The organism is Micromonospora radicis (genome assembly GCF_003583405.1).
In the GTDB taxonomy this organism is placed as follows: Bacteria; Actinomycetota; Actinomycetes; order Mycobacteriales; family Micromonosporaceae; genus Micromonospora; species Micromonospora radicis.
In genome coordinates this window covers 127,248-139,864 of record NZ_QXEC01000010.1, presented here as the reverse complement: position 1 = coordinate 139,864, position 12,617 = coordinate 127,248, and the positions used below count along the sequence as shown (strand labels likewise).

Here is a 12,617-nt window from a genome sequence, read left to right as displayed (position 1 = left end):
GAGCCCAGCATGGGTGCAACGGATCCGGGTTCGGCCCGGGAGGAGGCGGAGCGGCTGGTCGCCACTCTGCTGGCGACGGCGCGGATGGCCGGAACCGGTCCCGCCGGGGAGACCTGGGGCCCGCTGGGCGGGATCGTGACGAGTGTCCTCGGTCACAGCGGCGCGCCGGGCCAGCCCGCCGGCCCACCGGCGGCCGGGTTGGCCACCGGTACGGCGGAATGCTGTGTCTGCCCGGTCTGTCGGGGAATCGCCGCCCTGCGCGATCCCAGCCCGGAGTTCGCCGAGCGGCTGGCCACCGGCGCGGGCGACCTGGCCGCCGGTCTCGCCAGCTTCCTGCGCGCCTTCGCCCCCGCCGACACCGCCGCGGAACCCACCGCCGGCCGGCCCGCCGACGACCACGTGTGGCGCGAGGCGACCCGGACCGGGCATGATTCTCAGCCGGCACCGGAGCGGGACGTCTGGTCCGCCGCGACCCGGGCGGAGGACGCCGCCGTCCCGGCCGCTGCGCCCGTCGACGCCGCCGGGCCGGCCACACCGGCCGGACACCGGACGCCGGACGACCGTCGGGTGGTGCCCGCCTCACGACTGCCCGACGGAGAGCCCGCACCGGGTGGCGAGCCCACCGCGGGCGCGTCGGCGGTCACCGGCGCCGAACGACAGGGCCCACCAGGCGACGGAGCCTGATCTCAGGACGACCCGCACCACCGGCGAGGGCAGGTGTGCGCGGGGTGGCACAGCAGAGGGGAGTGGCAGCGGTGACGCTGACCATCGGAGTCGACGTGGGTGGCACGAAGGTGGCCGGCGGTGTCGTCGACGACACCGGCACGGTGCTGGTGCAGACCCGACGGGACACCCCCGCCGACGACGTAGGCAAGACCCGCGACGTCATCACCGAGCTGGTCACCGAGCTGGCCACCGGGCACGACATCCAGGCCGTCGGCATCGGCGCGGCGGGCTGGATCGACGCCAGCCGCTCCACCGTGCTCTTCGCCCCGAACCTGGCCTGGCGCGACGAACCGCTGCGGGCGTACGTCAGCGCGGCCGTCGGACTGCCGGTGATCGTGGAGAACGACGGCAACGTCGCCGCCTGGGCGGAGTTCCGCTACGGCGCCGCCCGGCACGCCGACGACTCGATGGTCATGTTCACCATCGGCACCGGCGTCGGCGGCGGCATCGTGCTCGGCGGCGCTCTGGTGCGCGGGGCCAACGGCATCGCCGCCGAACTGGGCCACATGCTCACCGTCCCGGACGGGCACCAGTGCGGCTGCGGCCGGTTGGGCTGCATCGAGCAGTACGCCAGCGGCAGCGCCCTGGTCCGCTTCGCCCGCGCCGCCGCCCGCCAGGAACCGCACCGGGCCACCGCCCTGCTGGAGCTGGCCGACGGCGAGGCGGAGGCGATCACCGGGCCGATGGTGACCGCCGCGGCCAAGGGCGGCGACCCCGTCTCCGCCGAGGCGTTCGCCCAGGTCGGGCGCTGGCTCGGCACCAGCCTGGCGGACATGGCGCAGATCCTCGACCCGCAGGTGCTCGTCGTCGGTGGTGGCGTCATCGACGCCGGTGACCTGCTGATGGGGCCGACCCGCCGGTCCTACACCGAGGCGCTCGCCCAGCGCAGCCGGCTGCCGGTGGCCGAGATCCGCCCCGCCGAGCTGGGCAACTCCGCCGGGGTCATCGGCGCCGCCGACCTGGCCCGGCGGATCTGAGGTGACCGACACCGGCGTGCCGCTGCGCGTCGTGTCGTACAACGTCCACGGCCAGCGCGACGACACCGCCGCGCTGGCCGAGGCGGTCCGGCAGGTCACGCCCGACGTGCTGATCGTCCAGGAGGGACCGCGCCGGTTCCGCTGGCGGGAGAAGTCGGCCGCGCTGGCCGCCTCGGTCGGCATGGTGGTCGCCGCCGGTGGCCTGCCGTCGCTGGGCAACCTGCTGCTGACCAGCCTGCGGGTGCGGGTGACCGACACCCGGTGCGGGCGGTTCCCGCTCACCCCCGGCCGGCACCTGCGTGGTGCCGCGTACGCCGACTGCGCGGTGGAGTCGGGCGCGCGGTTCACGGTGGCCGGATCGCACCTGGCCACCGACCCGGTCGAGCGGCCCGGCCAGGCGGAACTGTTCAAGCGGGAGCTGGCCGCCGCGCCGTTCCCGGTGATCGCCGCGGCCGACCTCAACGAGGAACCGGGCGGTCCGGCGTGGACCACCGTCGCCGCGGGACTCACCGACGCGGCGGTGACGGCCGACCGGGCCGACCGGCTCACCTACTCCTGCGCCAACCCGCGGCGGCGCATCGACGCGCTCTTCGTCGACCCGCGGATCACGGTGGTCGACTACGACGTGCTGGACACGCCGCTGACCCGCCGCGCCAGCGACCACTTTCCGATCCTGGTCGACCTGCTCCTGCCCGCTGCCGACTGACCGGCGGGGGCCTGCCGGACTGGACAACCCGCCCGGATGTGGAGAGGATTTCGCGCGACCCGGCACTCGTGCCGAGACGAAGGAGATCCCCGGTGTCCACCCCCACCGAGCACGGCCGGCCCGATCCGGAGACGACCACGCTCGCCCGCAGCAGTGACGGCCGCCCGGTCTCCGACCGGGGCGACACCGTCTGTGTCATCGGCGCCGGAGCCAGTGGCCTGACCGCCGTGAAGAACCTTGCCGAGCACGGCTTCGGCGTCGACTGCTACGAGCGCGAGACCGGCGTCGGCGGCGCCTGGAACTGGCGCCACGACCGCAGCCCGGTGTACGCCAGCACCCACCTGATCTCGTCGCGGCCGTTCACCCAGTTCCCCGACTTCCCGATGCCCGACGACTGGCCGGACTACCCGCACCACAGCCGGGTGCTGTCCTACTTCGAGCGCTACGCCGACCACTTCGACCTGCGCCGGCACATCTGGTTCGGCACCGAGGTGGTCCGCGTCGAGCCGGTCGCCGGTGACCGGTGGGACGTCAGCACCCGCAGCACCGGCGGCTACGGCCCCGAGCGCACCTCCCGGTACGCCGCCGTGGTGATCGCCAACGGGCACAACTGGTCGCCGAAGCTGCCCCGCTACGACGGCCTGGAGGAGTACCGCGGCGAGGTCATGCACGCCTCGTCGTACAAGGACCCGGCGCAGCTACGCGGCAAGCGGGTGCTGGTGGTGGGGGCCGGCAACACCGGCTGTGACCTCGCGGTGGAGGCCGCGCAGCAGGCGTCGCGCTGCTGGCACTCCACCCGCCGGGGCTACTGGTACGCCCCGAAGTACGTCTTCGGTCGCCCCGCCGACCAGGTCAACGACACCCTGCTGGCACTGCGGGTGCCGCTGCGGCTGCGGCAGTGGCTCTACCACCGCACGCTGCGGCTGACCGTCGGCGACCTGACCCGGTTCGGCCTGCCCGAGCCCGACCACCGGGTGTACGAGACCCACCCGATCGCGAACAGCCAACTCGTCTACCACGTCGGGCACGGCGACATCACCCCGGTGCCGGACGTCGCGCGGTTCCACGCCCACGCGGTGGAGCTGACCGACGGCCGGCAGATCGACCCGGACCTGGTCGTCTTCGCCACCGGCTACCTGCCGCGCTTCGAGTTCCTCGACGCGAAGATCCTCGGCGACGACGCGGGGGTGGGCCGACCCCGGCTGTGGCTCAACGCCTTCGTCCCCGATCATCCGACCCTCGCGGTGACCGGCCTGGTGCAGCCGGACTCCGGACTCTTCCCGCTGTCGCACTGGCAGGCGGTGCTGTTCGCCCGGCTGCTGCGGCTGCGCGCGACCCGACCCGACCGGGCCGCGGCCTTCGCCGCCCGGGTCAGCGCCGGGGCGGGGGAGCGCTACTCGGGCCGGGTCGAGGACTCCACCCGGCACTGGTTCGAGGTGGGCCACGTCGACTACCTGCGCGCCCTGGAGCGTGCGCTGCGCGACCTGGAGGGCAAGTGACCGAGTTGAGCGAGCGGACGCGGGTGCTGCGGAACTGGGAGTGGGCCCGCCCGGTCCGGCCGGTCCGGCGCGAGGTGCTCAGCGCCACCCCGGAGCTGGAGGAGGGCCAGCCGCCGCTGCTGTTCGTACCCGGCTTCGGCCACGGCGCCTGGGCGTACGCCGAGCACTGGCTCGGCCACGCCGCCTCCCGGGGCTTCCCGGCGTACGCCGTGAGCCTGCGCGGGCACGGCGGCAGCGCCTCCGCACCAGAGGCGGACCTGCGGGCGTACGCCCACGACGTGACCCAGGTGGCGGCGAGCCTGCCGCGGCAGGCGGTGCTGGTGGGCCACGGCGCCGGGGCCCTGGTGGTGGCGCACGCCCTGGCCCGCTACCCGGCCCGCGCGGCGGTGCTGGTGGCACCGGTGCTCGGCGGCTGGGCCACCCTCGGCGCCGCGCTGGTGCACCACCCGTTCGGCACCCTGCCGGCGGTGTTCGGCGGTGGGCTGCGGTTGCACCGGCGCCAGTTGTTCAGCCGGGAACTGCCCGACGCCGACGCCCGGCGGTACACCGCGCGGCTGGGTCGGGCCGCCCGACGCGCCCAGTGGCAGTTGTTGACCGGCGCCGACCCGGAGCCGGCGGTCGGTCGGCCGCCGGTGCTGGTGTTGGGCAGCCCGGACGACCGGGTGGTGCCCGCCTCGGCGCTGACCCGCGCCGCCCGCCGGTACGGCTCGGCCCCGTTGCTCTTCCCCGGCATGGGGCACGACCTGATGCTCGACGCCCGCTGGCGGGAGCCGATCGACGCCATCCTCGACTGGCTGGTCAAGGCCCCGGCCCGCGCCGACCGCCCCTGAGCCACCGGCGGCGAAACCGGGCGGCACCGAGCCGCCGGGCGGCGGGCCGGGTTGCTCAGCCGCCGGTGAGGCGGCTGAGCAGCGACCCACTCTGGTCCAGGGTGGACAGATAGGAGCGGGCCCAGGCGCGGATGTCGTGCTCGCGCAGGTGCGCCCGCATGGCCCGCATCCGCTCCTGCACATCGGCGGGTTCGGCGCGCAACGCCGCGAGCAGGCCCTGCTTGAGCCCCTCCAGGTCGTGCGGGTTGACCAGGTACGCCTGCGGCAACTCGGCGGCGGCACCGGCGAACTCGCTGAGCAGCAGCGCGCCCGCGTCGTCCACCCGGGCGGCCACGTACTCCTTGGCGACCAGGTTCATCCCGTCGCGCAGCGGGGTCACCGCCATCACGTCGGCGACCCGGTAGAGCGCGGCCAGTTCGGCCCGGTCGAACGGCTGGGTGAGGTAGTGGATCGCCGGCTCGCCCACCCGGCCGAACTCCCCGTTGATCCGCCCGACCTCCCGCTCGACCCGCTCACGCAGGATCTGGTACTGGCCGACCCGCTCCCGGCTGGGGACCGCCACCTGCACCAGTACCGTGTCGCGGACCTTGACGTGCCCGTCGGTGAGCAACTCGCTGTACGCCTTGAGTCGCTGCTCGATGCCCTTGGTGTAGTCCATCCGGTCGACGCTGAGGATCACCTGTTCCGGACTGCCGAGATCGTGGCGCAGCCGGCGCGCCCGGTCGGCGACCTCCGGGCGACTGGCCAGCGCGGACATCTCGGCGGTGTCGATGGAGACCGGGAACGCGCCGATGCGCACCATCCGGTCGTCGACCCCGATCCGCCGGTCCGTGGCCGGCAGGCCGAGCACCTTGGTCACCAGTTGGGCGAAGTTGTGCGCGGCCTGGGCCCGCTGGAAGCCGACCAGGTCCGCGCCGAGCATTCCGCGCAGCAGTTCGGCCCGGCGGGGCAGCTGCATGAACAACTCCGGCGGCGGGAACGGCACGTGCAGGAAGAAGCCGATCCGCAGGTCCGGTCGCATGGCCCGGAGCAGCCCCGGCACCAGCTGCAGGTGGTAGTCCTGCACCCAGACCACCGCACCCGGCTCGGCGACCTCCGCGGTCGCGTCGGCGAACCGCTGGTTGACCCGCTGGTAGGCGTCCCACCAGCGGCGGTGGTGCTCCGGCTGTTCCACCGCGTCGTGGTAGATCGGCCAGAGCGTCGCGTTGGCGAAGCCCTCGTAGTGGTCACGCAGGTCGTCACCGGTCAGCGGCACGGTGTGCATGCGTACCCCGTCGACGTCGGGCAGGGTAGGCGCGGGACCGGTGCCGCCGGCCCAGCCGACCCAGGTCGCCGGGGTGTGTCGTAACAGTGGGTGTAACGCGCTCACCAGCCCACCGGGGCTGCGGCGCCACTCGCAGGCGCCGTCGAGCGCCACGTTGTCGTTGACGGGGAGGCGATTTGCCACAACTACGAGGGAGCTCTGTCGCATCTCGGGCATTCCGATCAGCAGGGGAGTGACCGCCCTGAGAAAGGAACAACCGGGCAGCCAGGGGGTGAAGTGACGTACTGCGGTATTCCTACTGACAGTAAGTTACACCACTGTTACGCGCCCGCGCGCGGGCGGTCCGCGTCCCGGTATCCGGGCGGCTACCCTGCGCCGTGACTCAGACGACCGCCCCGTCGTCGGGATCCCGCTCCTCGTCGCCGGGGCGCAGCCGCCACACCAGCGTGACGAAACCGGCCAGGATGCTGGTGAACCCGAGCAGCGTCACCACCCCCTGGTCGGCGGGGAGCAGGTCGGGGAAGAGGAACAACGTGAAGCCGAGCACCACGGCCAGTACCCCGGCCACCGCGTACTTCGACACCCGGGGCAGCGGCGGAGGCGGCGGCGGAACGTAGCCCTCCTCCGCGTCGGGATCGTCGGGCAGGTCGTTGCCGAAGGTGTCCAGCCCCTCCAGCAGGGAGGGCCCCTCGCCGTCACGCGGGCCCCGGCCCACCGAGACACCGGAGACGTCCGCCGCGTACGGCAACCGCCGTACGTCGGTCGCGGTCGGCCCGGCCGGCTCGTCGACGCCCGGTCGGGTCGCGGTGGCGGTGCTGCCGGTCCGGCCCGGCGGCTCCTCCTCGACGTCCTCCGCAGCCGGCCACGGGTGCTCGCCGGTGCCGGGCGACGCGTGGAAGCCCGCGACGATCCGCGCCCACTCGGCGTCGATGTCCGGTTCCGCGGTACGCCCGGAGTCGCCCTCGTCGGCGAGCTGACTGAGGTAGTCGCGGGCGGTGCTCAGGTGCGAGCGGTCCACGTAGAGCCGGTCGACCGGACGGGACGGCACCGTGGTGGTGCGGGTCACCGGGTTCAGATCCGCCGACGGTTGCAGATAGGCGGCGATGCCGCCGGCGGCCAGCACGTCGAGCAGGTGCTCGCCGACGCGTGGATCGACGTCGCCGGCCACGGCGTACTCGCTCGCGTCGAGCCCGTTGTCCCGCCGTCCCCGACGGGCCCCACCCGCTGACACCGGACCACCCTCCTCATCGCGCCGTCGGCGCGCCCCGCTCTTGTCCGTCGAGGCGAGCGCGACGACGCCCGCGTCCAGCCCCCTCGGCGTGAACCACACGCCGTGCTCTGAATCGTGACACGTCCGGACCAGGTTCGGGGAGTGCCTTGTGGCGCGGCGTACGGCGAGGTCGCTGCCGGCGCTGGTGGCGGCGGCGCTCTTTGTCCTTTTGTGCGCGCCGCGCCAGGGCGCCCACCCCAGCCCTCGCCGGACAGAACGAGGCACTCCGGTGACCCGGTAGCCATCGGAAGGAGGCCGGCATGGCGGGGTACGAGGAACCCGAGGAGATCCCACCCCCAGTTCCAGAGCTTCGCCGACCGGCACGACCTGGAGTACCGGCAGACACCACCGGGCATCGCGCTGTACCTCGGGCTCGGCCGTGCTGGGGCTGTTGTTCAGGCGGTCAGCCGGCCAGCCGGGGGGCGTCGTCGGCGGCCGGGTGGGCCAGGGTGAGCAGCCCCGGCGCGGCGTTGCGGTGGGCGAAGGCGCGGACCTCGGCCAGCAGCGCGGCGGCGGCCGGCGAGCGATCACCGACCGACTCCTGCTCCCGGGCGGCGAAGGTCAGCGCCAGCATCCGATCGCTGAGGGCGGGAATCCCGGCGTACAGCTCGGCGGCGGCCAGGAACAGCTCGGCCGCGCGCCGGTGGTCGCCGTCGGCGCCGGTCAGCGCGCCGGTCACGGTCCGCAGTGCCGCCTCCGACCAGGGCGTACGGTGACCGACCTGGTCCAGCATGCCGCGTACCCGGGCGGCCGGCTTGCGCCCGGCGAGCGTCGCCGCCCAACCGGCGGCGGCGATCCACTCGCCGCTGGCCAGGGCCGGCACCGCGCTCCACGCCTCGGCCAGCTCGTCGATCAGGGCGGCGGCCTCGTCGGCCCGCCCCTGCAACGCGCGGCACAGCGCACCCATCGCCAGCATCGTCCAGTGCACCCGGTGGAAGCCGCTGCGCCGGGCGGTGTCCAGCGCGTCGGCCACGTCGTCGCGCCCCGGATCGGCCGGCGGCACCGGCTGGCCGCGCAGCACCAGCAGCACCGCCCGCAGGCCGCGTACCTGCATGTCCCAACTGCCGGTCGGGGTGTCCACGAACGCCTCGGCGGCGGCCAGGAAGCGGCCGAAGTCGCCCGCGAACCAGGACCGCAACGCCTCGGCGGAGTAGCTGGTGGTCAACGACTGCCCGCTCGCCGTCCGGGCCGGGGCGGCCGACAGCAGCGCGTCGGCGCGCAGCGAGTCACCCTCCTCGCAGATCGCGTAGGACAGGTTCTGGGTGGCCCGGGGCAGCGCGAGCAGCTGCCGGGCCCGGGCGAACTCGACGATGCCGTACAGCTCGTCCAGGCCGGACCGGTCGCCGGCCTGGTAGCGGGCGGTGGCCGCGGTGATCCGGGCGTTGGTCCCGGTCTCGGTCAACCCCAGCCGCTCGGCGATCTCGACCGCGGTGTCGGCGGCCCGCACCGCCGGGTCGCGTTCGTAGTTGAGCATGTGCAACCGGCCCAGCTCGGCGTAGGCGTCCGCCTTCTGGGCGCTGTCCGGTAGCGGCTCGAACAGCTGCACGGCGCGGTCCAGGCAGGCCAGCGCGGCCTTGCGGTCGGCGCGTAGCCAGGCCGCCTGGCCGAGCAGCGTCCAGGCCCGCGCCGCACACGCCTCGTCGCCGTACGCCAGCAGCCGGTCGGCCAGCGTCTGCACCTGCTCCGACCCGCCACCGGAGAGGAAGGCGTTGCCGTCGCGGTAGAACGAGATCTCGGTGCTGAGCAGTTCCAGCTGGAGCCGACCCACCGGGTCGGAGTCGTCGGCCAGCCCGAGCGCCCGGCCGGCGTGCCCGGCGGCGGCGTCGAGCCCGTGCAGCGCGTACGCCCGCCGGGCCGCCCGGTGCAGCGCGGCCCGCGCGGGACCGGCGTAGCGGTCGGTCTCCATGCCCAGCGTGCGGGCGATCTCGTGCGCCGCCCAGCGGTGGTGGGCCAGCACCTCGGCCAGGTCGGTGTCCCGGCTCTGCGACAACGTGTCCAGCCAGTCGGCCGTCCGCTCGTGCCGGGCCACCCGCTCGGTACGCGGCAACCGCTGGTAGCACACGTCGCGTACCAGCACGTGCCGGAACCGGTACTCCGGTTGGCCGGCCATGGTGGAGGCGCCCTGCTCGTGGACGAAGTCCCGCTGCTCCAGCCGGCGCAGCGCCCGTTCGACGGACTCGACGGGCTGCCCCACCGCGGCGGCCACCGCACCGGGCCAGAACTGCACCCCGACCACCGCGGCGGCCAGCAGCACCGCCCGGTCCTTCGGGTCGAGCAGGTCGACCCGGTTGGCGATCACCGCGTGCACGCTCTCCGGCATCGGCAGCTCCAGCTGCTTCTCCAGCGACCAACCCCGCCCCGACTGGCGCAGCGAGCCCTGCTCGATCAGCATCCGGACGTACTCGTGGGCGTAGAGCGGGTTGCCGCCGGCCACCTCGATCAGCGGCGTCAGCAGGTCGGCCGAGAACGCGGCCTTGCCGAACATGTGCGCGTACAACGCGGCGATGCCGGTGTCCCGCAGCGGGGGCAGGGTGATGGTCACCGAGCCGGTGATGGTCCCCGCCCAGCTCGGATCCCGCTCCACCAGCTCGGGCCGCGCGGTGCAGAGCAGCAGCAGGGCGACGTCCCGGGCCGCCGCGCCGAGCAGCTCCACGAAGCGCAGCATCGCGTCGTCGGCCCAGTGCAGGTCCTCAAAGACCAGCACGGTGGGGCGGCGGGCGGCCAGCGCCAGCAGGAAGCGGCGCCACGCCGACTCGGCCTCCTCGGCCGGCAGTGACGTGCCGGGCAGGCCGACCAGCGGGCGCAGCGCGTCGGCCACCCGGTCCCGTTCGGCCGGTCCGACCAGCTCGGCGACGGCCGCGGTGAGTCGCTGCGCGGCGGTGCTGGCCGGGTCGGTGTCCAGGATGCCCGCCTCGGTCTTGACGATGTCGGCCAGCGCGGCGAACGTGACGTTCTCGCCGAACGGCGGACACCGGCCGATGCGCCAGGTCAGCGGCTCGTCCACCAGCCGTCCGGTGTGCCGGTGCAACTCGCGCACCAGCCGGCTCTTGCCGATCCCGGCCCGCCCGAAGACGGTGACCACCTGGGGCCGGCGGTCGCGCAGGCTGCGGTGCAGCGCGTTGACCAACATGCCCAGCTCGTGCTCACGGTCGATCAGCGGGGTGGCGTCCGGCTCCCGGTCGGTGTGCTGCTGCCGGACCGCGGCCAGGGCCAGCCACACCTCGGTCGGTGCGGAACGTCCGCGCAGGGTGACCGGGGGCTGCTCGTCGTAGCGGATGGTGTCCCGGGTCAGCGCGTGCGTGGTGCCGTCGACCAGCACCCCGCCAGGCGGCGCCACGGACTGCAACCGGGAGGCCGTGTTGACCACGTCCCCGGCCACGATCGCCTGCCCGCCGTCGCGGGCCGCGGCCACGTCGACCAGGGCCTCGCCGGTGGCCACCCCGACCCGGAAGCGCAGCCCGTCGGTGCCGGTGGGGGTGAACCGGGTGAGCACCCGTTGCAGCTCCAGCCCGGCCCGTACGCAGCGCAGCGCGTCGGTCTCGGTGGCGACCGGCGCACCGAACAACGCCATCACCGCGTCGCCGATGTACTTCTCGACCACCCCGCCGTACTGGCCGACCACCCGCCGGGCGGCGGAGAAGAACCCGGTCTGCATGCCGCGGACCAGCTCCGGGTCGGCCCGTTCCACGTACGGTGTGAAGTCGATCAGGTCGACGAAGAGCACGCTGACCCGGCGGCGGTCCTCCTGGGGGATCGCCGACGGCCGTTCGCTGCCCGCCCGGGGTGCCCCGCAGGAGGTGCAGAAGGCCACGTCGGCGGCGAGTGGACGCAGGCAGTGCGGGCAGACCGAGCCGAGCTCCGCCCCGCAGCCACCGCAGAAACGGTCGCCGTCGGCGGCGGTGCGTCCACAACGGTCACATCGCGCGGCGATGACACCCTCCACTGCCGAGAACCCCGACGTCCGTGGACGTCGTCTGACAGGAAGTATCTCCGGCCGGGTCCGATGTCGGGTACCGGGCTGTTGGTTTGTGGACACTGCACCGGACTCCAGCTGTGGCGGAGAACGGCTAGATTCAGGCAGCCGATCGTCGAACCGCTGATCAGGGGGACAGTTTCATGGTTTACGTCATGCTGCAGAAGGACTGGACCGACGGCAACGGGGTGAGCCACCTGGCCGGCGACTCCGTCGACGTGGATGCCGCCACGCTCGCCCTGCTGCAGGCCCAGGGCATCGTCAGCGAGGGCGCCGGCACCGGTGGCGGCGGCAAGGAGGGCGGGGAGTGGGTCGGCCCGGGCGGCTCCGAGTGGGTCGGTCCGGGCAGCACCAAGCCCTGACCAGGGCGGCTCACCACGTGGGGGCCGGGGCGCGTCAGCGCCCCGGCCCCCACGTCGCGTCTCGGTGCCCGCTGCTCGGCGGTCGGCCATGCCTCGGTGCCCGCTGCTCGGCGGTCGGCCATGCCTCGGTGCCCGCTGCTCGGCGGTCGGCCATGCCTCGGTGCCCGCTGCTCGGCCATGCCGCGGTGGCTGCTGCTCAGCGGTCGTTCATGCCGGCCCGGCGGCGCAGCGCCGGTACGTCGGTCACCACGATCCGCCGGCCCTCGGTGCGCAGCCAACCCCGGTTGGCGAACGATCCGATCGCCTGGTTGACGCTCTGCCGGGAGCCGCCGGCCATCTCCGCGAGCTGGCTCTGGTTCAACTCGATGGTGATCATCGGAGCCTGGCTCTCACCGGCGAGCCGGACCAGGGTCTTGGCCACCCGGCCGGGCAGGTCGAGGAAGACGTGGTCGGCGTTCTGCTCGGTGAGCCGACGGATCAGCGCACCGAGGGAACGCATCACCGCGTCGAGGATGCGCGGGTTGGAGTGCACCAGCTCCATGAAGGCGCCCCGGGACAGGGCCAGGGCGGTGCAGTCCTCGATCGCCTCGGCCGAGGCGGACCGGGTGGAGGCGTCCAGCAGCGACACCTCACCGAGCACGTCGGGCGGTCGGATCACCGACAGCACCGCCCGTTCGCCGGTCGGCGCGGTGCGGAACACCGCCACCGCGCCCCGGCGCAGCACGATCAGCGACTCGCCCGGGTCGTTCTCGACGAACAGCAGCTGACCCTTGCGGTACGTCCGGGGCACCGCCGCGGCGATCACCCGCTGGCGTACCTCGGGCTCCAGCCCGGCGAACATCTCGACACCCGTGAGCGCGTCGCCCGGCTCCGGCAGGCGCATCTCCACGGCCCCACCCCTCCCCGGTCAGAACCCCAACTCGCGCACCGGGTGAGCCTGGCGGCCCTTGACTAGGCGAACTGACACCCGTTCGGCGTCCGGTAGCGGTACACATCAGATCATGACGGTC

General features: G+C 74.0%; 10 protein-coding genes. 6 read left to right on the top strand and 4 right to left on the bottom strand.

Features of this window, described 5'->3' with window-relative positions; all coding sequences use genetic code 11:
* Nucleotides 1–9 precede the first annotated feature (9 nt).
* From D2L64_RS12955 to D2L64_RS12935, 5 genes are all read left to right on the top strand, one after another.
* The gene (locus tag D2L64_RS12955; RefSeq protein ID WP_119575725.1) at nt 10–684 is read left to right on the top strand and encodes a hypothetical protein; all 675 of its coding nucleotides are present in this window, start codon (nt 10–12) and stop codon (nt 682–684) included.
* 62 nt (nt 685–746) lie between these two features.
* Nucleotides 747–1,703, top strand: a complete 957-nt coding sequence (locus D2L64_RS12950) for an ROK family glucokinase (protein WP_199714517.1) — start codon at nt 747–749, stop codon at nt 1,701–1,703.
* A gap of 1 nt (nt 1,704) precedes the next feature.
* Nucleotides 1,705–2,409: an endonuclease/exonuclease/phosphatase family protein gene (locus D2L64_RS12945; protein WP_119575723.1), complete on the top strand. Its 705-nt coding sequence runs from the start codon at nt 1,705–1,707 to the stop codon at nt 2,407–2,409.
* Between the two features lie 92 nt (nt 2,410–2,501).
* Nucleotides 2,502–3,908: a flavin-containing monooxygenase gene (locus D2L64_RS12940; RefSeq protein WP_119575721.1), complete on the top strand. Its 1,407-nt coding sequence runs from the start codon at nt 2,502–2,504 to the stop codon at nt 3,906–3,908.
* Entirely contained in the window at nt 3,905–4,738 is an 834-nt protein-coding gene (locus D2L64_RS12935) for an alpha/beta hydrolase (RefSeq protein ID WP_407663094.1), read from the top strand. Before D2L64_RS12940 ends, D2L64_RS12935 begins: the two co-directional genes overlap by 4 nt.
* 55 nt (nt 4,739–4,793) lie before the next feature.
* On the opposite strand, the gene D2L64_RS12930 is transcribed toward D2L64_RS12935, so the two are convergent.
* The 3 genes from D2L64_RS12930 to D2L64_RS12920 form a co-directional block, all read right to left on the bottom strand.
* Nucleotides 4,794–6,209 (bottom strand): alpha,alpha-trehalose-phosphate synthase (UDP-forming), encoded by a 1,416-nt coding sequence (locus D2L64_RS12930; RefSeq protein WP_119575871.1) that lies wholly within the window; start codon nt 6,207–6,209, stop codon nt 4,794–4,796.
* A 175-nt stretch (nt 6,210–6,384) separates the two neighbouring features.
* The gene (locus D2L64_RS12925; protein ID WP_119575868.1) at nt 6,385–7,233 is read right to left on the bottom strand and encodes a DUF308 domain-containing protein; all 849 of its coding nucleotides are present in this window, start codon (nt 7,231–7,233) and stop codon (nt 6,385–6,387) included.
* A gap of 442 nt (nt 7,234–7,675) precedes the next feature.
* A complete protein-coding gene (locus D2L64_RS12920) occupies nt 7,676–11,215 on the bottom strand; it encodes an ATP-binding protein (RefSeq protein WP_119575719.1) in 3,540 nt (1,179 codons plus the stop codon).
* A 173-nt stretch (nt 11,216–11,388) separates the two neighbouring features.
* Between D2L64_RS12920 and D2L64_RS12915 the strand changes: the two genes are divergently transcribed.
* A complete protein-coding gene (locus D2L64_RS12915; protein WP_119575717.1) occupies nt 11,389–11,607 on the top strand; it encodes a hypothetical protein in 219 nt (72 codons plus the stop codon).
* Between the two features lie 196 nt (nt 11,608–11,803).
* Here the strand turns inward: D2L64_RS12915 and D2L64_RS12910 are convergent, their stop codons facing one another.
* Nucleotides 11,804–12,496 (bottom strand): Crp/Fnr family transcriptional regulator, encoded by a 693-nt coding sequence (locus D2L64_RS12910; RefSeq protein WP_119575715.1) that lies wholly within the window; start codon nt 12,494–12,496, stop codon nt 11,804–11,806.
* Nucleotides 12,497–12,617: the final 121 nt, after the last annotated feature.